The following is a 20,290-nucleotide window of genomic DNA, read 5'->3' as shown; positions in this document are numbered from 1 at the left end:
TAAAGATTGCGTGAAGGCGCCCGACGCGCCGGGGCGATCCGGCGGGCGGGTTTTGTCCGCCGGGGTGAGGCGACTAACCTCGCGTGCTCAGGTGCCCGTGGCAGTGGACCATCCGGTTCGCGCGGGCACCACGCTGAGTCCGACGCCGCCTGGCGGCGCCGGAGCCGGGGAACCAACTCTTCTGGGGTGAATCTCCCGCGAGGCGCACCCACCGGTGCGAGGAGCGGGCGTAGGGCGAGTCGTGCCCGAATCCGTCAGCTCACCCGGTAGGCGTACGACAGCAAGGGAGACCGTCCGCTCGTGCAGCACGGCCGGAAACGACTCAGCACCGCCCTCGTCGGACTCACCCTCGTGGGTGCGATCGGGCTCATCCCCACCTCGCCGGCCCAGGCCGAGCCCGACATCGACGACGTCGAGGCACGCGTCGACCGTCTCTACCACGAGGCCGAGCAGGCCTCGGAGCGCTTCAACGACGCCCGCATCGAGCTGGCCGACCTGCAGAAGGACCTGGCGGCGCTCAACGCCGACGAGGACCGCCAGGACGCCCGACTCGACGCCGTGCGCGAGCAGGTCCGCGACTCCGTCGTGCGCCAGTACGAGGGCGAGAGCATCTCCGCCGTCGGCCAGGTCGTCGTCTCCGACGACCCCAGCGCCTTCCTGGCCCAGATGACCACGATGTCGTCCTTCGACTCCGTGCAGGACGAGCTCTTCGACAGTTACACCCTCGAGACCAAGGCCCTCGACATCCGGGCGCAGGCCGTCGCGCAGCGCGCCGCCGACGTCGCGGAGACCAAGGAGCAGCTCGCCGAGGAGAAGGCGACCATCGACGACAAGCTCGCCGAGGCCGAGTCGCTGCTCGACCGCCTCGAGACCGAGGCCCGCGAGGCCGTCGTCTCGCGCGACAGCTCGGCCCGCACGGCCGCGCCCGCGCCGACCAGCGTGCCGGCCTCGGGCCGCGCCGCCGCCGCGGTGCAGTACGCCCTCGCCCAGGTCGGCGACGCCTACGTCTACGGCGCGGCCGGTCCGTCGGCCTTCGACTGCTCGGGCCTCACCATGATGGCCTGGGCCCAGGCGGGCGTCTCCCTGCCGCACAGCTCGAGCGCCCAGTTCTCCTCCGGCCCGCAGGTCAGCTCCAGCGACCTCCAGCCCGGCGACCTGGTCTTCTACTACAGCCCGATCAGCCACGTGGGCATGTACATCGGCAACGGCATGATCGTGCACGCCGCCAACCCCGGCAGCGGTGTCACCACCGCCCCGGTGATGTCGATGCCCTACGTCGGCGCCGTCCGCCCGGGCTGAGCCCTGACCGACGCCCCGACCTCGAAGGCCGGTCGCCCACGCACGTGGGTGGCCGGCCTTTCGCTGTGCGTGCTGGTGCTCGCCGGGCTCGCGGTGTGGCGGGTCGCCGACTCGCCCTACGTCGCACCGGCCGGTCCCGACCCGGCCGCGGCGGGGCAGGCCGAGCCCGGCCTGGCCACCGCGGCGCTGCAGCGGCTGCAGCAGGCGATCGCGAGCGGCGACGCCGCGGCGGCGGCCGCCCTCGCTCCCGAGGACGACCCGGCCGCGGCGGAGCGGCTGCGGGCCGCGGTCGACAACGCCGACGCCCTAGGACTCACCGGCGTGACGCTGCGCTACGTCGTGCAGGCGAGCGCCGTCGACGCGGCCGGCACCTGGTCGGCGGCGGTCGAGGTGACCTGGCGCCTGCGCGGCTTCGACCCGGCGCCCGCCCGCACCGAGGTGGCGTTCACGCTGCGGGCCGAGCCCGACCGCGTCGCCCTCGTCTCGGCCGGGGGAGGGGGCCTGCGCACGCCCCTGTGGCTCGCCGAGCCGCTGCGGGTGGCCCGCACCCCCGACACGCTGGTGATGGTCGCCGGCGGCGCCGCCGAGCTGCGCGAGTACGCCGCCCTGGCCCGCCGCGCCGTGCCGGTGGTCGCGCGCGTGGTGCCCGCCGACCGCACCCGCCTGGTGGTCGAGGTGCCCGCCGGCGCCGACCAGCTCGATGCGCTGCTCGACGTGCCGGCCGGCACCTACGCCGGTGTCGCCGCGGTGACCGCCCCCGTCGACGGCCGTGACGAGCCGGGCGGCCCGCTGCACGTCTTTGTCAACCCCGAGGAGATGTCGGGGCTGCGCCCGACCGGCGCCCAGGTGGTGATGAGCCACGAGGCCACCCACGCGGTCACCGACGCCCCCACCAGCCGGGCGCCGCTCTGGCTGGTCGAGGGCTTCGCCGACTACGTCGCCCTGCGCGACGTCGACCTGCCCCTCTCCACGACCGCGGCGCAGGCCATCGCCCGGGTGCGGCGCGAGGGCCTGCCCGCGGCCCTGCCCGGCACCTCCGACTTCGACGTCGCGCAGACCCATCTCGGGGCGACCTACGAGAGCGCCTGGCTGGCCTGCCGGGTCGTCGCCGAGCGCGCAGGCCAGCAGGCGCTCGTGCGGCTGTACGAGGCCACCAGCCGCGGCGAGGACCTCGGCGCGACCCTGCGGCGGGTGTCGGGCCTGGGGGTCGAGCAGCTGACGCGGGAGTGGCGAGGTGACCTGCGGGCCCTCGCCGACGCCCCCGGCTGAGACCGGGACGTCGTCGGACGCGGAGCAGCCCCCGTCGACCACCGCTGTGGTCGACGGGGGCTGCTCGTCCCTCCCCTCACGGGGTCGTGCTGTGCTGGGGTGCCGGTCTCAGCAGCCGTCGGTGGCGGTGCTGGCGCTGACGGTGTCGCAGGTGTCCCCGAAGAGTCCGTCGACACCGCCGCCGAAGGCGAAGACCGCGGCGGCCACGAGGGCGGCGATGCCGGAGATCAGCAGGCCGTACTCGACCGCTGAGGCACCGATCTCGTCGTGGTCCACCGGAGTGCGTCAGTCGGTGGTGCAGCCAGCGGCGGCGGTGCCGTTGACGCTGTCGCAGGTGCTGGTGAAGATGTCCTGGATGTTGTCGCCGAACGCGAAGACCACCACGACGATGAGGGCCGCGATACCGGCGATGAGCAGGCCGTACTCCACGGCGGAGGCGCCGCGCTCGTCGTCGCGGTCGGTGCGGAGGGCGTTGAGCAGGATGCTCAGGTAGGTGATCATGATTGGGGCTCCCATGTGGTCCGTGGATCTGCGGTCGAGGTCGGGGGACCTCACACCACTGATCCTGCTAGGGATCGCCCGCCGCCGGATCGGCCCACCGCTCCGACCCGGGTAGTCCCTTCGGACTACCCCTCGGCACCGCCCGCCGCGGGCCCATGGCCCGGTCGGCGGAGCCTCAGGACCGGCCGCCCGGGGCGATGCTCGACAGCAGGCCGATCCGCATGGCGGTGACGAGGGCCTGGGCGCGGTTGGCGGCGCCGAGCTTCTGGTAGATCCGTGCGATGTGGGACTTGGCGGTCGACTCGCTGAGGTAGAGCTTGTCGCCGATGGCGGCGGCTCCCAGGCCGTCGGCGAGCAGCAGCAGCACCTCGTGCTCCCGGTCGGTGAGCCGGGTCGACTCCGCGGCCGTGCGGCGCATCATGGCCCCGACCAGACCGGTGCAGACGAAGGACCGCGGGGAGACCTTGGCGTGCCGCGCGGCGCGGATGACCTCGGCCGACGGGGCGTCCTTGCCGACGAAGCCCGAGGCGCCGGCCTCCATGGCGGCGAAGATCTGGTCGTCGCCGGAGTGCATGGTCAGCACGACCAGCCCGACGGTGGTGCTCTGCTTGCGCACCGCGCGCACCACGTCGAGGCCGGTGCCGTCCTGCAGCTGCAGGTCGGTGACCACCACGTCGGGCGCCAGGGTGTCGAAGGAGGCGATGGCCTCGCTGACCGTGGCGGCCACCCCGGCGATGGTCATGTCGGCCTCGAGCTCGAAGACGCCGGAGAGTCCGGTGCGGATGAGCTCGTGGTCGTCCACCAGCAGGACACGGATCGGCTGGTCGGTCATGCCCTCACTGTAGTGGTGCTCACGGGCTCGCTGTCTGCCGCCGGGCCCGAGGGCTGGGACGAGTCCTGCGGCGCCGGCCGGTCGCCGAGGCTCACCCGCACGCTGACCCCGCCGCCGGGGAGGTCCTCGACGGTGAGGTCGGCCCCCACCAGACGGGCCCGCTCGCGCATGATGCCGAGGCCGAAGGAGTCGGTGCGGGGCTCGCCGAGGCCCCGGCCGTCGTCGACCACGCTGATCGACGCGCGCGGGGGGTGGACCTGGCAGTGCACCCGCACGGTGGTGCAGCGGGCGTGCTTGACCGCGTTGTTGACGGCCTCCTGGGTGATCCGGAAGAGCTCGGCCTCGACCTCCGGGCGCAGCCGGCCGGTGTGCTCGTCGAGGGTGACCTCGATGGCCAGGCCCGAGACCTCGCTGAGGTTGCGGGCGATCGCACCGATCGCCGCGCCGAGGCTCTCGCTCTCGCCGACCGTGGTGCGCAGGTTGATGACCGAGCGGCGCACGTCGGCGACGATCGCGCTGATCCGCTCGCGCAGCATCTCGATCCGCTCGGCCTGCTGGGGGTCGGCGGGCCGGGCGGCCAGGGCGTCGACGACGTAGCCCAGGGAGGCGATCTCCTGGGCCACCCCGTCGTGCATCTCACGGGAGAGCCGGCGGCGCTCGTCGGCGGTGGCGGCGTCGCGGAAGGAGGCGAAGAGCAGGGCGGTGTCGAGGTGCACCGCGCTGGGGCCGAGCCCGCGGGCCAGGCCCACCAGGCGGTCGCGCAGGTCGAGCGGCACCGGGTCGAGCCGCTCCGAGAGAGTGCCGGCCACGATGCCGGCGACGCCGGCGCCGGTGGAGAGCGGGAACGCGAAGGAGCGGCCCTCCACCAGGATCGCGGCGCCCGCCCACGAGCGCTCGGCGCGCAGCTCGCTGTCGCCGAGGTCCTCGCCCTCCAGCGAGCGGGTGAGCAGCGGCGTGAGGCCGTCGCCGCGGGGCACGTAGAGCACCAGGGTGGAGGTCGGGATCTCGTCGCGCACCCCGCTGAGGATGGCCCCGCCCAGGGCGTTGGGGTCGAGACCCGAGCTGAAGCCGCCGCTGAGGTCGATGAGCTGGCGCAGCAGCTCCTGGGCGAAGCGGTAGGGCTCGAGGGGGTCGTTGGTGCGCGCGATGGAGGAGCGCAGGAAGGTGGCGATCAGGCCCAGCCCGAGGCCGGTGATGGTCCAGGTGACGATGCTGAAGGCCTGCTCGCCGCTCGCGCCGTCGTGGACGAGCTCGACGGCGGCCAGGAGGGCCGCCAGCTCGACGCTCAGGGCCACCCCGGTGCCGGCGAATCCTCGGCTCAGCCCGGCGACGAAGGGCGGCACGGCGAGGGTGCCGAGGATCGCGATGGTGCCCGGCAGGCCGTAGCCCGCGGCCACGCCGACCACCAGCGCCTCGCCCACCAGCAGCGGCAGCGACGACCTGTCCCTGCGCCGCTCGGCCAAGCTGGCCAGGAGCCAGGCCAGCCCGGCCACGACCAGGGCGTAGGCGGCAGCCGACCCTCGCCCCTGGGAGACGGGGACCAGCAGGGCCACCAGCACGAAGGCTCGTGCGGCGGCACTGATGGAGAGCGGCTGGAGGTCCTTCACCGGGGGCGGCCCACTAGAAGTTGTCCATGATGCTGATGACGGCCGGGCCCATGACGGCGATGAAGAGGCAGGGCAGGATGCAAAAGATCAGCGGCACCGTGATCTTCACCGGCACCTGCTGGGCCTTCTCCTCCGCGCGCTGGCGGCGCTTCACGCGCATCTCGCTCGACTGCACGCGCAGCACCTGGGCGACGGGGATGCCGAACGAGTCGGCCTGGACCATGGCACTGACGAAGGATTGCAGATCGTCGACGTCGGTGCGCTCCGACAGGCCGCGCAGGGCCGCCGAGCGACCCTGGCCGATCTGCATCTCCTTGAGCACGCGGGCGAACTCGTCGGCCAGCGGACCCTCGGTGTTGCGGGCGACCTGCTGGAGCGCGGCGTCGAAGCCGAGGCCCGACTCGACGCTGATCGTCATCAGGTCGATGGCGTCGGGCAGCTCGCGCAGGATCTGCGCGGAGCGGTCGTAGGTCTTCTGGTAGAGGTACAGGTTCGGGCCGAGGAAGCCGAGCACCAGCGCGCCCAGACCCACGCCGAGGAGTACGCCGAGCGAGGCGCCGAGCAGCAGCGCGACCAGCACGCCCACCACGAGCCCGGCGACGGCGCCGAGCACCTTGGCCGACACGACCTTGTCGACGGTGAGACCGGCGGGGTTGCCGGCGAGGTCGAGCTTGCGCCGGATCCGCTCGGCGGCGTCGGCGCCGGTGATCCTGCGGCCGACCACGAGGGCGCGGGCCCGCAGCGGGTCGAGGACCCGCTCGGCGAAGGGCCGGTCGATCTCCTCGGTGAGGACCTTCGGAGCGTCGGTCATGGCTTCGAGCACGGCGAGGGAGCGGGTGACCCCGGCCGACTCCGCGTCGGTGCGCAACGCGGCACCGACGAGCACGAGGGAGACCGCGACGAGCACGACCCCGAGCAGGAAGACCATGGTCATCTCACACCTCCACCTTGATCAGCCGGCTCATCCAGAACACACCCAGGCCCAGGATGAGCCCGGCGCCGCCCAGCATCAACCACCCCAGGGGCTCGGTGAACATCGGAGCGACGTAGTCGCGGTTGGTGAGCACGAGGTAGACCATGAACAGCGGGGGGAGCAGCCCGAGCACCCACGCGGAGAGCTTTCCCTCGGCGGCGAGCGCGGCGACCTGGCGGCGCATGTACTCCCGCTCGCGCATCGTGCCGGCGACGGTGTCGAGCAGCTCGGCGAGGTTGCCGCCGACCTGGCGCTGGATGCGGATCGCCATGACGACCCACTCGAAGTCCTTGCTCTCGAAGCGCTCGGCGACGCTCTCGAGCGCCTCCTCCAGGCTCACCCCGAGGCGCACCTCGACCAGCACGCGGCGGAACTCCGAGGCGACCGGGTCGACGCCCTCGCGCACGATGGTGTCGACCGACTGCGCCAGCGAGAGCCCCGCCGACAGCGAGCCCGACATGAGCTGCAGCGTGTCGGGCAGCGCGCTGTTGAAGGCCTTGCGGCGCCGTGAGCGCCGGACGCCGAGGTAGATCCAGGGCCCGAGCACGCCCAGGGCGAGGAAGAGCAGGCCGACGACGAGGCTGCCCTGGCCGAGCAGCAGCCCCATCAGGCCGGCCGCGAGCACGACGCCGGTGTGCACGAGCAGCCACTCGGCGGCCTTGAGGTCGCTGCCGGCCCCGTCGAGGCGCACGGCGATGCGGGCCTCCAGCCCCTTGTTGCGGCGCAGCACCTTGCCGGCGGCGTCCTTGGCCTGCTGGAGGGCCTGGTCGGGGTCGACCTTGGGCACCGCCGGCAGCCGGGACCCGCCGGAGGTGCTCGCGGTGTAGGACTCGACCCGCTCGGCGGCGGTCATCGGCGCGGCCGGTCGCGGCACCAGCAGGACGACGAGCCCGACCAGGCCGACGCCGAGGGCGCCGACCCCGGCGTACATCGTCCAGGCCGGGGCGACCCAGCCGCTGTCCTCGACGACGGACGCGTCGAGTCCGGCGCTCCCGGGCGCGACCGCGCTGGCGGCGCTGACGGTGGTGAAGGCCTCGGCGACGACCTCGCCCTGCGGTGTCGGCAGGGCGATCCGCAGCTCGGCCTCGGTGGCGGCGAGGTCGGCCGGGGCGGTGAGGCTGACCAGCACCTGGCGGTCGAGGGCGTCGGCCTCCTCGGCGAAGGCGGCGCGCAGCGCGTCGCTGTCGGCGGCGACGACCTGGCCCTGGCCGGCCCGCGAGAGGGTCTGCAGCACCTTCTGCTGGGCCGAGTCCTGCTCGAGGGCGATGACGTCGACCAGCACGCCGGAGTCCTCGACGGCGGCGGCGACGTCGTCGATGTCGGTGTCGGAGGTGTCGGCGCCGTCGGAGAGCACGAGCAGCTTGCGCTGGCCCTCGTCGCCGGCCATGGCGACCCCGCCGAGGACGCCGTCGTAGAGCAGGGTGTCGCGCGAGAGGGACAGGCCCTCGACGACCTCGCGGGCGGCGTCGCGGTCGAGCGTCGGCTCGAGCGCCGCGGTGACCTCGCCGGAGAAGGCGACGACCCCCACCAGGACGTCGTCGGGTGCGCTGTCGAGGAAGGTGAGGGCGGCCTGCCGGGCCGCGGCGAACCGCTCGCCGGCCATCGAGTTGCTGGTGTCGACCACGAGCACCGCCGTGCGCCGCACCGCGCCGGAGCTGCCCGCGGGCTGGGCGGTGGCCTCGACCGCGGTGCCGTCGACGGTCACCGAGACGCCACCGAGGTCCACGTCGCTGTCGGGCGGCACCGAGACGAGCACCTCGGCGCCGTCGTCGCGGGGCTCGACGTGCGAGATCGTGGCCTCGGCCGCGCCAGGGGAACCGGCAGGGGAACCGGGGGCGGAGCCGGCGGCCAGCGACGGGCCGGCGGCCCCCAGGCCCAGGGTCGCCGCGACGGCGAGCAGGGCCGCGCCCCGCAGCAGGCGCCGTCTGCGTGACCGCGGCGTGGTCGCGCCGGACCCCGTCGGGGAGTGCGGGCGCATCAGATCCGGTCCGTCGCGAAGAGCACCGGGTCGACGGTGACGTTGGCGTAGGCCATCTTGTCGAGGAACTTGGGGCGCAGCCCGGTGGGACGCATCCGACCCAGGGTGCGGCCGTCGTGGTCGAAGCCCATGGCGTTGTCGAAGACGAAGATGTCCTGCAGCGTGATGACGTCGCCCTCCATGCGCTCCACCTCGGTGATGTGGGTGATGCGGCGGGTGCCGTCCTTGAAGCGGGTCTGGTGCACGATCAGGTCCACCGCCGAGGCGACCTGCTCGCGGATGGCGCGCACGGGCAGGTCCATGCCGGCCATCAGCACCATGGTCTCCATGCGGGCCAGCGTGTCGCGCGGTCCGTTGGAGTGCAGGGTGCAGATCGAGCCGTCGTGGCCGGTGTTCATGGCCTGGAGCATGTCGAGGGCGGAGGCGTCGCGGACCTCGCCGACGATGATGCGGTCGGGGCGCATGCGCAGGCTGTTCTTGACCAGGTCGCGGATCGTGACCGCGCCCTTGCCCTCGATGTTGGCCGGGCGCGACTCCAGCCGCACGACGTGGTCCTGCTTGAGCTGGAGCTCGGCGGCGTCCTCGATGGTGACGATGCGCTCGTCGTCGGGGATGAAGGACGACAGCACGTTGAGCGTGGTCGTCTTGCCGGCGCCGGTGCTGCCGGAGACGATGACGTTGAGCCGACCGCGCACGCAGGCGTCGAGGAAGTCGGCGGTGTGCGGGCTCAGTGAGCCGAAGCGGATGAGGTCGTCGACCGTGAGCGGGTCGGCGGCGAACTTGCGGATGGTCAGCGCCGAGCCGTCGACGGCCAGGGGCGGCACCACGGCGTTGACGCGGCTGCCGTCGGGCAGACGGGCGTCGACCATGGGGCTCGACTCGTCGACGCGCCGGCCGATGCGGGAGACGATCTTGTCGATGGTGCGGCGTAGGTGGTCCTCGTCGGCGAACTGGGCCGTGGCCGGCACCAGCCGCCCGCCCTTCTCCAGCCAGATCGAGTCGTGGCCGTTGACCATGACCTCGGAGACGTCGGGGTCGCGCAGGTAGGGCTCGATGGGTCCGTAGCCCAGGATGTCGTCGCTGATCTCCTGGGTGACGCGGGCGCGGTCGCTGCTGCTGAGCGGGCGGTCCTGGGCCCCCAGCACCTCGGCGAGCACCGCGCGCACGCGCTGGTCGAGCTCGTCCTGGTCCATGTCGGAGGCGTAGAGGTGGGGCCCCAGCTGCTTGAGCAGCTCGACGTGGACGTTGCTCTTGAGCTCCTCGATCCGGTCGCCCTGCTGCGAGGCGAGCGTACGCCGGGCAGCGGCGCCCACCGAGGGCTGCTCGGCGGGCGCGGGTCGCCGGGTGGTGAGGGCCGAGCCAACCGTGGCGGACGACGCCGCGGCCGCGGCGGCCGCCTGCACGCTGGCCTCGGGCGTCACCGCGCCGACCGGGCCGCGGTGGCGGGCCGGCTGCGGCGCGCCGGACTCCTCAGCGGGCCGCCCCGGTGCGGCCTCGGTGGTCGTGGTGGACGTCGTGGTGCTGGATCCGGCGGGGGACCCGGACGCGCGGCGGGCCGCGGCGAGACGGTCGGCGAGGGTGCTCATCGCGTCATCTCCTGATCCGGAAGCGGGCCTTCGCGGCGGTGGGCTCGGCGGGGGCACCTGTCGACGTGGTAGCCGGGGCGGCGGCCCGGTCGTCGGCGTCGCCGACGAGCTCCGCGGCGAGGGCGAGGATCGCGGTGCTGGACTGGTGGTCGGGGGAGCCGACCACGATCGGGGTGCCGGCGTTGGTGGCCGCCGCGATGTCCATCGAGGTGGCGATCTGCGCCGCGACCGGCATGCCGAGGATGGTCTCCACCTTCTCGGCGCTGATGCCGACGGCGTCGTCGGCGCGGTTGAGCAGCAGGTGGCGGTGGCCCGGAGCGATGTCGAGCATCTCAAGGGTCTCCAGGGCGACCTTGACGTTCTTCAGCGTCGGCACGTCGAGGGTGGCCACGACGACGCACTCGTCGGTCTCGTCGAGTGCGGTGAGGACCTGCTCGTCGAAGGACGGCGCGGTGTCGACGACGACGTAGTCGAAGCCCTCGCGCAGGGTGCGCAGGATGCGGGCCACCAGCAGCGGCGTGACCCGCTCGCGCACGTCGGGGTGGGCCGGTGCGGCGAGCACCATGAGCGAGTCGCGGTGGCGGGTGAGGAGCCCGTCGAGCAGCGTGAGGTCGAGGCTGTCCTCCGAGCCGATGGCGTGCTCGAGGGAGTGGTTGGGGAAGAGCTGCATGGTGATCGCCACGTCGCCGAAGGCGAGGTCGAGGTCGACGAGGCAGACGCGGCGGGCGCCGCCGTCGTTGAGCGCCAGGGCGAGGTTGACCGCCATGGTCGTCTTGCCGACGCCGCCCTTGGGGGAGAAGACGGTGACGACCTTGCCCACCTGCGTGGCCCCGGCGGGGCCGCGCAGGGCGACGAAGAGCTGGTGGGCGCGGGCGACGGCCGAGGTGAGCGACTCCAGGTCGCCCTCGGGCACCACGTCGCGCGCGCCGGCCTTCATGGCCTGGGTGAGCATCGTGGTGTCGAGCTCGCCGAGCACGAGCACCACGCTGACGGTGGGGCGGGAGGTGCGCAGCTGCTCGCACACGTCGAGGGCGTCGACCAGCTTGAGGCCGGGGCCGAGCACGACGACGTACTCGTCGTGGTGCTGGGCCAGCCAGGCCGCCATGCGGTCGGTGGTGTCGAGGGCCTGGCTGCCCGCGGGCAGTGCCGGGAGCAGGGCGGTCAGGACGGCGGGGTCGGGGTCGACGACTACGGGCACGTCGTCACCCGAAGAGGTTCTCGGCGGTGACGCCCGGGTCGGCCTTGAGGTCGGCCTCGGGGGTCAGCAGCGCGAAGGTCAGCTCCCCGGAGCCCTGGGCGAACAGGATGCGCTGGGCCTGCGCCTGGTCGACGGCGAGGGTGAGCAGCGTGTTGGGCACCTGCTCCGCCGGCGCGGGGGCCTCCTGCCCGTCGGCGGCGGCGGCCACGCTGACCGGGGTGGTGGAGCCGACGCCCAGGACGGTGGCACGCGTCATCAGCGTGCGGGTGAACTGCTGGCCGGCCGGGTCGGTGCCGTTGTAGATGATGGCCACCTCCGAGCCGGGGGTGATGAAGCCGGCGACCCGGGCGGGGTCGGTGAGGTTGACCGAGACCGCGATCTTGCCTGGCGGGATGGTGAGCGGCGACTCGCCGGCCGCGGTGGCCCCGAGCTTCTGCGGCACGATCTGCTCACCGGGGTAGATCGTGGTGAGGGCGACCAGGTCGGCGACGTCGGTGGCCTCGCTCAGCGCCCCGGGCAGGATCTGCCCCTCGGCGACGGCCTCGCGCGACAGCTTGCCGCTGTCGAGGGCCTGGCGCACGGTCTCCCCGCGCTCGATCTGGGTGTTGGCGACCAGCACCTCCTGGGTCGCGAACTGCGCCTCGGCCCGGTTGTCGGCTCCCTGCACGTAGAGGAACACCAGCACCGTGCCCAGGGCGGCCACCACGGCCGCGACCACCAGGAGCACCCTGCGTCGGTCCATCGTCGGTGACCTCTCCTCGGCTCAGACGGGACCGCCCTCGGGCCCCGTGCACCGGCGCCCGGGCCGATCCGGCCCTGGCGCCCCTCCGCGACTCATGCTAGGGACGCGCCGGCGGTGCATCTGGCTTTTCGGTCAATCGCCACCGCTGCTGAGCAAAAGGTCCCGCCGTCTCGTCGGGTGGGACTCCGGGTGCTCGTGGGGCGCCTGGGACGCCTCGGACACCCGTGGGTTCGGCTGACGGGTGCGTGGATCGCGCAATTGCGCGGGGTGGGGGGAGCGGTGGGGTGGTGGGGGCCGGGCTTTGCGTGGTTGGTGCGGGGTGGGGGCCGGCTTGGTGGTCGAAGTGGCGCAGAGCTCGCCGTGCGTCAGCCGTGCCGTCGTTGCGGCGGCGCAATTGCGTGATCCGGGTGCGTGGATCGCGCAATTGCGCAGAGGGCGAGGCCTGGGTCACCCGTCCTGCGACCGCTGGCCCGCTGCCGAGGGGGCGGGACCCGGGGAAGAAGGGAACCCCGGCCCTGAGCCGCGCCGGTCGGATGCGCCGGTCGTATGCGTCAGGAGTAGAGCGCGTCCACCTCGGCGCGCAGCTGGCGCATGACGACGTTGCGCTTGAGCTTGAGGCTCGGGGTGAGCTGGCCGCCCTCCTCGGTCCACTCCTCGGTGAGCACGCGGAACTTGCGGATCGACTCCGCCTTCGAGACCGCCTTGTTGGCCTCCTCGACGCCGGCCTCGATCTCCGCCTGGAGGTCGGGGTCGTCGACGAGCGCCTCGACGCCGCCGGTCTTGCCGTGGGTCTGGGCCCACGCGGCCAGCGACTCGGGGTCGAGGGTGACCAGGGCGCCGATGAAGGGCTGGCCGTCGCCGACCACGATGCACTGGTCGACCAGGGGGTGGGCGCGCAGCCGGTCCTCCAGCACCGCGGGAGCGACGTTCTTGCCGCCGGCGGTCACCAGGATCTCCTTCTTGCGCCCGGTGATCCGCACGAAGCCCTCGTCGTCGACCTCGCCGACGTCGCCGGTGTGGAACCAGCCGTCGCGCTCGAGCGACTCGGCGGTGGCGGCCTCGTTGCGCCAGTAGCCGGCGAACACCTGGCCGCCCCGGAAGAGCAGCTCGCCGTCGTCGGCCACGCGCACGGCCGTGCCGGGCAGCGGACGACCCACCGTGCCGATCTTGGCGGCGTCGGGCAGGTTGACGGTGAGCGCCGCGGTGGTCTCGGTGAGGCCGTAGCCCTCGAGCACGGTGAGGCCGATCCCGCGGTAGAAGTGGCCCAGCCGCTCGCCCAGCGGCGCCCCGCCCGACACGGCGTGGGTGCACTCCCCGCCGAGGGCGGCCCGCAGCTTGGCGTAGACGAGCCGGGAGAAGACGGCGTGGCGGGCCTTGACCGCCAGCGACGGGCGGCCCCTGTCGAGGCCGCGGGAGTAGGCGATGGCGGTCTCGGCGGCCTTGTCGAAGATCGCGCCGCGGCCGTCGGCGGCCGCCTTCTGCGAGGCGGTGTTGAAGACCTTCTCGAAGACGCGGGGCACCGCGAGGATGAAGGTGGGGCGGAAGACCTGGAGGTCGTCGAGCAGGTGCGTGATGTCGGCGCTGTGGCCCAGCCGGGTGCGCGACTTGACCGCGCCGACCTGGATGATCCGGGCGAAGACGTGGGCCAGCGGCAGGAAGAGCAGGGTCGAGGCGCCCTCGGCCTCGAAGAGCCGCTCCAGCTCGTCGACGGCCACGCCCAGCTCGAACATGAAGTTGCCGTGGGTGAGCATGCAGCCCTTGGGCCGCCCGGTGGTGCCGGAGGTGTAGATCAGGGTGGCCAGGTCCAGCGGCGTCGCCGTCGTACGTCGTGCCTCCAGCTCGGCGTCGGTGACGTCGCCGCCGAGGCGGGTGAGCACGTCGACGGCGTTGTCGGTGATCGACCAGACGTGGACGAGCTCCTCCAGGTCGCGCCGCACGGCGCTCACGCGGGCGACGTGGGCGCTGGTCTCCGCCACGACCGCGCGGGCCCCGGAGTCGTGCAGGATCCAGGCGACCTGCTCCTCGGAGGAGGTCTCGTAGACCGGCACGGTGACGGCGCCGGCGAACCAGATCGCGTAGTCGAGCAGCGTCCACTCGTAGCGGGTCTTGGAGATCAGCGCGACGCGGTCGCCGGCCTCGATCCCGGCGGCGACCAGGCCCTTGGCGACGCCGCGCACCTCGGCGAGGAACGTGGCCGCGGTGACGTCGGCCCACCCCGACCCGTCGGGGGCGGGCCGGCTGAAGACGACCGCGTCGGGGGCCTCGGCGGCGTTGCGCACGACGTCGTCGGTGAGGTTGCCGGTCGCGGGGACCTCGATGGTCAGGGGCGTGGAGAACTCACGCACGGTGCCTCCTGTGGGGTGCTGGCGGGGGTCCGGAGCGGATCCGGAGCGGGCGGTCGTCGGCCGTCCGGGCGCGACCGCGAGGAGGTCGGTCCCGGCGCAGGTTACCGCTGGGGGTCGTGGGCGCGGCATCCGGTACGCTCGCGAATCGACCTGCCCCCGTCATCGGCGTGCCCCGTGGTGGACCTGCCAGGTCGACGTGCGGCCGCCGGGTCGCCCGGATCCCACCCGGCCGAGGCGCCCGCCACCGGCCGAGCCCCAGACCAAGCCGCAAGAACGCCGTAGGAACAAGGAGGCTCGCGTGGCCGAGCAGACCACGTCGTCGATCGTGATCGACGCCGCGCCGGCCGACGTCATGGCGGTGATCGCCGACTTCCCGTCGTACCCCGCCTGGGCCAAGGGCGTGAAGACGGTCGAGGTCGTCGAGCCCGGCAGCGGCGACCGGGCCGCGCAGGTCTTCTTCGTCCTCGACGTCGCCCCGATCAAGGACGAGTACACCCTGGCCTACACCTGGTCGGGCGACCGCGAGGTCACCTGGACCCTGGTCGAGGGCAAGATGCTGCGCTCCCTCGACGGTGCCTACACCCTGCGTGCCCTGCCCGGCGGCTCCACCGAGGTCACCTACCGCCTCGCCCTCGACGTCACCATCCCGCTCATCGGCATGCTCAAGCGCCGCGGCGAGAAGATCCTCATCGACACGGCGCTGAAGGGCTTGAAGAAGCGCGTCGAGTCGATCGCCTGACCGGGACGCACCAGTGCGCATCCTGCTGTTCACCGGCAAGGGCGGCGTGGGCAAGTCGACCGTCGCCGCCGGCACGGCCGCCCGTGCCGCCGCCGAGGGTCATCGCACCCTGCTGCTCTCCACCGACGGCGCCCACTCGCTGGCCGACGCTTTCGGTGTGGCGGTGGGCAGCGAGCCGACCGAGGTCGCGCCGCACCTGAGCGTGCAGCAGGTCGACGCGCAGCTGCGCTTCCAGCAGTCCTGGGTGGAGGTGCAGGGCTACCTGCTCTCCGTGCTCGACCGCGCCGGCGTCGACGCGGTCACCGCCGAGGAGCTCACCGTGGTGCCCGGCGCCGAGGAGGTGCTGGCGCTGCTCGAGCTGCGCACCCAGGCCCTCACCGGCGAGTGGGACGTCGTGGTCGTCGACTGCGCGCCCACCGCCGAGACCCTGCGGCTGCTGGCCCTGCCGGAGGCGCTGGGGTGGTACGTCGAGCGCGCGCTGCCCCCCGACCGGCGCCTGGTGCGCGCGCTGCGCCCCGTGCTGACCCGCGCGGCGGGCGTGCCGCTGCCCGCCGACTCCGTCCTGGGCGCGCTGGAGCGGCTGCACGCCGACCTGATCGAGGTGCAGGCGCTGCTCTCGGGGCCCGAGGCCAACGTGCGCCTCGTGCTCACCCCCGAGCAGGTCGTCGTGGCCGAGGCCCGTCGCCTCCACACGACGCTGTCGCTCTTCGGCTACCGCGTCGACGGCGTCGTGGCCAACCGCGTCTTCCCGGCCGGCGGCTCCGACGACTGGCGCGCCGGCTGGGTGCTGGCCCAGGACGACGTGCTGGCCGGCGTCGAGGAGTCCTTCGCGGGCCTCCCGGTGTGGCGCGCGGCCTACCGCGCGCAGGAGCCGGTGGGCCTCGAGGCGCTGCGCGGCCTGGCCGAGGAGCTCTACGCCGGGGACGACCCGCTCGCCGCGCCCACGGGGCCCGGCCCCTTCCGCATCACCCGCAGCAGCGACGGCGCCGTCCTGCGCCTGGCCCTGCCCGGCGCCACCCGCTCGGAGGTCGACCTGGCCCGCACCGCCGACGACCTCGTCGTGACCGTGGGGTCCTACCGCCGCCTGCTCACGCTGCCCACCGCCCTCGCGCGCCTCGACCTCGTCGGCGCGGGCGTGGTCGACGGGGAGCTGCAGGTGCGCTTCGCCGGGGCTCCCGCCGCGGCCGTGGACGTGCCCCCGCGACGGGAGCGCACGTCGTGACCGGGCCGGAGGAGCAGCCGCCGGGCGCTGCGGGCGAGCCGGACGCGCCCAGCGGGTCCGGTGAGGACGTGGGCGACGTGGCCGAGGAGGCCGCGAAGCTCATGGGCGCCCTCGCCGACTGGGCCCGCGACCAGGGCCCCGGCCTCGGCGCAGGCCTGGGTGCGGAACTGGGGTCGGGCCTCGGCGCCGGCCTCTCGGGGCTGGCCGAGCAGGTGGCCGAGCAGGCCGCCCGCGTCGGCGAGCACGTGCACCGCGGTCTCCAGGACAACCTCGCCACAGGTGCCCCCGAGTGCGCCTGGTGCCCGGTCTGCCGTGCGGTCACCGCGGTGCGCCAGCTCAGCCCGGAGGTGCGGGCCCACCTCACCTCCGCGGCCTCCTCCCTCGTGCAGGCCGCCGCCGGGGTCCTGGCCACCCAGGTGCCCGACGACGCCGGCCCCCGCACCACGGGGTCGGACCGCTCGGAGGCCGACCCCACCGGGGCCGCGGCTGAGCGACGCCCGTCCCGGGTGCAGCACATCGACCTCGACGACGACCCGCCCGACCCGGCCCGGCCACCGCGGGCCGAGCAGCCCGACCAGACCCCGCACCACCAGACCCAGCACCAGACCCAGCACCAGACCCAGCACCTCCAGGAGGACCAGTGACGCTCACGTGCGGCATCGACGTCGGCGGCACCAAGATCGCGGGGGGCGTGGTCGACGAGGACGGCAGCATCCTCGAGGAGCTGCGCGTGGTTTCCCCGGCCTCCGACGAGGAGGCCATCGAGCTGGCCATCGCCGGGCTGGTGACCGAGCTGCGCAGCCGCCACGACATCACCCGCGTGGGCGTCGGCGCCGCGGGCTACGTCGACAAGTCGCGCGCCGTGGTGATGTTCGCGCCCAACATCGCCTGGCGCCACGTCGACCTCAAGGCCGAGCTGGAGGCGCGCGTCGACCTGCCGGTGGTGATCGAGAACGACGCCAACGCCGCCGCCTGGGGCGAGTTCCGCTTCGGTGCGGGCCACGACGTCGACGACCTGCTGCTCGTCACCGTCGGCACCGGCGTCGGCGGCGGGCTGGTGCTCGACGGCCACCTGCGGCGCGGCGCCTTCGGTGTCGGCGCCGAGATCGGCCACATGCGGGTCGTGCCGGGCGGGCACCTGTGCGGCTGCGGCAACTACGGCTGCTTCGAGCAGTACGCCAGCGGCTCGGCGCTGGTGCGCGAGACCCGCGGCGCCGCCGCGGGCGGCTCGCTGCTGGCGCGCACCCTGCTCGACCGCGCCGGCGGGGCGGCCGAGGCGATCACCGGCCCCCTCATCACCGAGGCCGCGCGCGAGGGCGACCCCTTCGCCGTGGAGCAGCTGGCCGACCTCGGTCGCTGGCTCGGGGAGGGCATCGCCTCGCTCACCGCCGTGCTCGACCCGGCCGTCGTGGTGATCGGCGGCGGGGTCAGCGAGGCCGGCGAGCTGTTGCTGGGCCCGATCCGCCAGGCCTTCGCGGCCAACCTCACCGGGCGGGGGCACCGCCCCAGCCTGGAGATCCGCAAGGCCCGTCTGGGCAACCGCGCGGGCCTCATCGGCGCCGCCGACCTCGCGCGCTACTGACGTGGCCCCGCCCCACGAGTCGGCGTCGCGCGACGGCGCCGGGCTGTTCATCGGCGTCGACGTCGGCGGCACCAAGGTGCTCGCCGCCGAGGTCGCCCCAGACGACTCCCTGCCGCGCATCGCCCGCCGCTCCACCCCGGGCCGCCGCGTCGAGGTGGGTCTGGTGGAGACCGCCCTCGACGAGGCCGTGCGCGAGGTGGCCGACGGACGACCGGTCGCGGGGGTGGGCCTGGCCGCGGCCGGCTTCGTCGACGCGGCGGGGGAGCGGGTGATGTTCGCCCCGCACCTGCCCTGGCGCGGTGAGGACGTGCGCGCCCGGCTGGCCGCGCGCTGGGAGACCGTGGTCGCCCTCGACAACGACGCCAACTGCGCCGCGCTGGCCGAGTGCGTGGCCGGTGCCGCCCAGGGCACCTCGGAGGCCCTGGTGGTCACGATGGGCACCGGGATCGGGGGTGCGGTCGTGCTGGGCGGGCGGGTGCACCGCGGCACCAACGGCATGGCCGGCGAGTTCGGTCACGCGCAGGTCGTGCCCGACGGCGCGCCGTGCGAGTGCGGGGGCCGGGGTTGCTGGGAGCAGTACTCCAGCGGCAACGCCCTGGTCCGCTTCGCCCGCGACCGCCTCGGCCACGAGCCCACGGTGCTCGAGGAGATGTGCGGTGGCGTGCCGGAGCGGCTGCTCGGCCCGATGGTCACCGAGGCCGCCGAGCACGGCGACCTGCTGGCCCGGCAGGCCTTCGCGTCGGTCGGCGACTGGCTCGGTGTCGGCCTGGCCAACCTCGTGGCCGCCTTCGACCCCGAGGTCGTCGTGGTCGGCGGCGGGGTCTCGGCCGCGGGCGACCGGCTGCTCGAGCCGGCCCGCTCGGCCCTGGCCAGGTCGCTGGTCGGCGCCGCCCACCGCCGCGTGCCCCCCGTGCTGCGGGCCCGCTTCGGCCCCGAGGCCGGTGTCGTCGGTGCGGCGTACCTGGCGCGCGGGGCCGCCGGAGGCTGAGGCCACCCGGGTGCCGACGCCCGCGGGTGGGGCTCAGACCTGGGCGCCGTCGTCCCAGGGGTCGCGGGGCTCGCGCGGCATGCGGGCCACGAGGTAGAGGAACCCGCCGATGAAGGCGGCCACCAGCAGCAGCAGCACCCAGCCGGGGAATCCGACGCCGAGCACGGTGGAGAGCAGGAGCAGGGCCACCACGACCACGGGGGCGCCGAGCACACCGACCCACGCCGCGAGGCGGTCGAGCGGCGGGCGGTCCACCGGCGGCGGCTCCGGCGGCACGAAGCGGTCCTCCGGGGTCAGCGCGAACGGGTCGCGGGGCCCCTCGACGGGGGTCCCGGGCTCCAGGCGCCACCTGCCCACGCGCTCGGCTGGCGGCTCCGGTGCGTCACCGGGGCCGGCCGCGGCGTCGTCGTGGCGCGGCCCCGCCCCCGGGAGGTCGTCGGGGTCGAGCTCGGGGCGGTCGCCGTAGTTGTCGACGATCGCGCGCCAGGCGGCGTCGTGGGGGTCGGTCGACCCGTCCTCGGCGTCGTGGGGTTCACGCTGCACCCGGCCCACGGTACGCGGTCAGCGGGCGGGCGCGGTCACCCGCTCGAGGAAGCGCAGCGTCTCCTCCACGATCCGCTGGGCGTCGTTGTCGAGCGTGGCGACGTGGTAGCTGTCCTCGAGCCGGACCAGCGTGCGGTCGGGCGAGGAGATCCGGTCCATCACGAGCGGCTCGGTGGAGTCGTCGACGACGTGGTCGACGGTGGAGCGCAGGTAGAGCAGCGGGACCGAGATGCGGGGCAGGTCGGCCACGACCCCCGGCCAGGCGCGCATCATCGAGTGGGCCGCCTTGAGCGGCGTGCGGTGGTAGCCGTGCTCGTCGGTGCCGGGTCGCTTGATGTCGTTGACGATGCCGGGGAAGGACGGCACGACGTGCTTGAGCACGGGCAGCAGCCTGACGTCGAGGCGCTTCGTCGCCAGCGCGGGGTTGACCACGACGACGCCGGCCACCCGGGGGTCGTCTGCGTGGTCGGCGGCCAGGCGCAGCACCAGCGCCCCGCCCATGGAGAGCCCGGCGAGCACGACGGCGTCGCAGCGCGCGGCCAGCTCCTCCAGGGTCTCGTCGAGCGCGTCGCGCCACTGCGACCAGCCCACGGTGTTGAGGTCCTGCCACGACGTGCCGTGCCCGGGCAGGCGCGGCACCTCGACGGCGTAGCCGCGGGCTGCGAGCCGCTCGCCCCACGGTCGCATCGAGGCGGGGGAGCCGGTGAACCCGTGGCTGAGCAGCACCCCCACCCGCCGCCCGCCGGTGAGCTCCGGTCGCGCGGGGATCGAGAGCGGCTGCGCCTGCGGGTGGACCTGCGGCTGGGTCTCCATGGCGGCGATCATGCCCTAGTCTTCGCCTGGCGACCCGGGCCGACGGCCCCTCCAGCTGATCGGCGCTGGCGGT

General features: G+C 74.2%; 19 protein-coding genes and 1 riboswitch. Of the genes, 7 read left to right on the top strand and 12 right to left on the bottom strand.

What is annotated here, in order from left to right:
* The first annotated feature begins 133 nt into the window (after positions 1 to 133).
* Positions 134 to 288: riboswitch (cyclic di-AMP (ydaO/yuaA leader) on the top strand.
* A gap of 12 nt (positions 289 to 300) precedes the next feature.
* Both IR170_RS20390 and IR170_RS13450 read left to right on the top strand, forming a co-directional pair.
* Positions 301 to 1,299 (top strand): C40 family peptidase, encoded by a 999-nt coding sequence (locus IR170_RS20390; protein ID WP_056904554.1) that lies wholly within the window; start codon positions 301 to 303, stop codon positions 1,297 to 1,299.
* 48 nt (positions 1,300 to 1,347) lie between these two features.
* A complete protein-coding gene (locus tag IR170_RS13450) occupies positions 1,348 to 2,568 on the top strand; it encodes a hypothetical protein (protein ID WP_193664861.1) in 1,221 nt (406 codons plus the stop codon).
* 108 nt (positions 2,569 to 2,676) lie between these two features.
* Here the strand turns inward: IR170_RS13450 and IR170_RS13445 are convergent, their stop codons facing one another.
* The 10 genes from IR170_RS13445 to IR170_RS13400 form a co-directional block, all read right to left on the bottom strand.
* Entirely contained in the window at positions 2,677 to 2,844 is a 168-nt protein-coding gene (locus tag IR170_RS13445; RefSeq protein WP_193664858.1) for a Flp family type IVb pilin, read from the bottom strand.
* A gap of 9 nt (positions 2,845 to 2,853) precedes the next feature.
* Entirely contained in the window at positions 2,854 to 3,069 is a 216-nt protein-coding gene (locus IR170_RS13440) for a Flp family type IVb pilin (RefSeq protein ID WP_193664855.1), read from the bottom strand.
* Between the two features lie 175 nt (positions 3,070 to 3,244).
* Positions 3,245 to 3,901, bottom strand: a complete 657-nt coding sequence (locus tag IR170_RS13435; RefSeq protein ID WP_056862464.1) for a response regulator transcription factor — start codon at positions 3,899 to 3,901, stop codon at positions 3,245 to 3,247.
* Complete coding sequence (locus IR170_RS13430; RefSeq protein ID WP_193664853.1) at positions 3,898 to 5,508, bottom strand: sensor histidine kinase; 1,611 nt, start codon at positions 5,506 to 5,508, stop codon at positions 3,898 to 3,900. Before IR170_RS13430 ends, IR170_RS13435 begins: the two co-directional genes overlap by 4 nt.
* A gap of 13 nt (positions 5,509 to 5,521) precedes the next feature.
* The gene (locus IR170_RS13425; RefSeq protein ID WP_056904549.1) at positions 5,522 to 6,442 is read right to left on the bottom strand and encodes a type II secretion system F family protein; all 921 of its coding nucleotides are present in this window, start codon (positions 6,440 to 6,442) and stop codon (positions 5,522 to 5,524) included.
* A 1-nt stretch (position 6,443) separates the two neighbouring features.
* Positions 6,444 to 8,459 carry a type II secretion system F family protein gene (locus IR170_RS13420; protein ID WP_193664851.1) on the bottom strand — a complete coding sequence of 672 codons (2,016 nt, stop codon included), beginning with the start codon at positions 8,457 to 8,459 and terminating at the stop codon, positions 6,444 to 6,446.
* On the bottom strand, positions 8,459 to 10,045 hold the full coding sequence (locus IR170_RS13415) for a CpaF family protein (RefSeq protein WP_193664842.1): 1,587 nt from the start codon (positions 10,043 to 10,045) through the stop codon (positions 8,459 to 8,461). Before IR170_RS13415 ends, IR170_RS13420 begins: the two co-directional genes overlap by 1 nt.
* A 4-nt stretch (positions 10,046 to 10,049) precedes the next feature.
* On the bottom strand, positions 10,050 to 11,243 hold the full coding sequence (locus IR170_RS13410; protein WP_193664840.1) for an AAA family ATPase: 1,194 nt from the start codon (positions 11,241 to 11,243) through the stop codon (positions 10,050 to 10,052).
* 4 nt (positions 11,244 to 11,247) lie between these two features.
* Positions 11,248 to 11,985: a Flp pilus assembly protein CpaB gene (cpaB, locus tag IR170_RS13405; protein WP_193664838.1), complete on the bottom strand. Its 738-nt coding sequence runs from the start codon at positions 11,983 to 11,985 to the stop codon at positions 11,248 to 11,250.
* Positions 11,986 to 12,536: 551 nt separating this feature from the next.
* Positions 12,537 to 14,330 (bottom strand): AMP-dependent synthetase/ligase, encoded by a 1,794-nt coding sequence (locus IR170_RS13400; RefSeq protein WP_193664836.1) that lies wholly within the window; start codon positions 14,328 to 14,330, stop codon positions 12,537 to 12,539.
* A gap of 298 nt (positions 14,331 to 14,628) precedes the next feature.
* Between IR170_RS13400 and IR170_RS20385 the strand changes: the two genes are divergently transcribed.
* From IR170_RS20385 to IR170_RS13375, 5 genes are read left to right on the top strand one after another with little or no spacing between them, the layout of a single operon-like run.
* A complete protein-coding gene (locus IR170_RS20385; RefSeq protein WP_056862471.1) occupies positions 14,629 to 15,069 on the top strand; it encodes an SRPBCC family protein in 441 nt (146 codons plus the stop codon).
* A 13-nt stretch (positions 15,070 to 15,082) separates the two neighbouring features.
* Complete coding sequence (locus IR170_RS13390) at positions 15,083 to 16,291, top strand: ArsA family ATPase (RefSeq protein ID WP_193664834.1); 1,209 nt, start codon at positions 15,083 to 15,085, stop codon at positions 16,289 to 16,291.
* Positions 16,288 to 16,935 (top strand): hypothetical protein, encoded by a 648-nt coding sequence (locus IR170_RS13385; protein WP_193664832.1) that lies wholly within the window; start codon positions 16,288 to 16,290, stop codon positions 16,933 to 16,935. The genes IR170_RS13390 and IR170_RS13385 overlap by 4 nt, the downstream gene beginning before the upstream one ends.
* Positions 16,932 to 17,873: an ROK family glucokinase gene (locus IR170_RS13380; protein WP_056862474.1), complete on the top strand. Its 942-nt coding sequence runs from the start codon at positions 16,932 to 16,934 to the stop codon at positions 17,871 to 17,873. The genes IR170_RS13385 and IR170_RS13380 overlap by 4 nt, the downstream gene beginning before the upstream one ends.
* Position 17,874: 1 nt before the next feature.
* Complete coding sequence (locus IR170_RS13375) at positions 17,875 to 18,861, top strand: ROK family protein (protein WP_193664830.1); 987 nt, start codon at positions 17,875 to 17,877, stop codon at positions 18,859 to 18,861.
* Between the two features lie 33 nt (positions 18,862 to 18,894).
* On the opposite strand, the gene IR170_RS13370 is transcribed toward IR170_RS13375, so the two are convergent.
* Both IR170_RS13370 and IR170_RS13365 read right to left on the bottom strand, forming a co-directional pair.
* The gene (locus IR170_RS13370; RefSeq protein ID WP_193664828.1) at positions 18,895 to 19,404 is read right to left on the bottom strand and encodes a hypothetical protein; all 510 of its coding nucleotides are present in this window, start codon (positions 19,402 to 19,404) and stop codon (positions 18,895 to 18,897) included.
* 18 nt (positions 19,405 to 19,422) lie between these two features.
* Positions 19,423 to 20,229, bottom strand: a complete 807-nt coding sequence (locus IR170_RS13365; RefSeq protein WP_227489286.1) for an alpha/beta hydrolase — start codon at positions 20,227 to 20,229, stop codon at positions 19,423 to 19,425.
* Between the last annotated feature and the right edge of the window lie 61 nt (positions 20,230 to 20,290).

Origin of the sequence: Nocardioides kribbensis (assembly GCF_015070375.1) — a bacterium.
Taxonomy (GTDB): Bacteria; Actinomycetota; Actinomycetes; order Propionibacteriales; family Nocardioidaceae; genus Nocardioides; species Nocardioides kribbensis.
This window is presented reverse-complemented; position numbering and strand designations above follow the sequence as displayed.

Bases quoted from the DNA above. Each gene is read 5' to 3' on its own strand.
- IR170_RS13440 (WP_193664855.1), bottom strand. From the start codon at position 3,069: ATGATCACCTACCTGAGCATCCTGCTCAACGCCCTCCGCACCGACCGC.
- IR170_RS13435 (WP_056862464.1), bottom strand. From the start codon at position 3,901: ATGACCGACCAGCCGATCCGTGTCCTGCTGGTGGACGACCACGAGCTC.
- IR170_RS13425 (WP_056904549.1), bottom strand. From the start codon at position 6,442: ATGACCATGGTCTTCCTGCTCGGGGTCGTGCTCGTCGCGGTCTCCCTC.
- IR170_RS13420 (WP_193664851.1), bottom strand. From the start codon at position 8,459: ATGCGCCCGCACTCCCCGACGGGGTCCGGCGCGACCACGCCGCGGTCA.
- IR170_RS13415 (WP_193664842.1), bottom strand. From the start codon at position 10,045: ATGAGCACCCTCGCCGACCGTCTCGCCGCGGCCCGCCGCGCGTCCGGG.
- cpaB (WP_193664838.1), bottom strand. From the start codon at position 11,985: ATGGACCGACGCAGGGTGCTCCTGGTGGTCGCGGCCGTGGTGGCCGCC.
- IR170_RS13365 (WP_227489286.1), bottom strand. From the start codon at position 20,229: ATGATCGCCGCCATGGAGACCCAGCCGCAGGTCCACCCGCAGGCGCAG.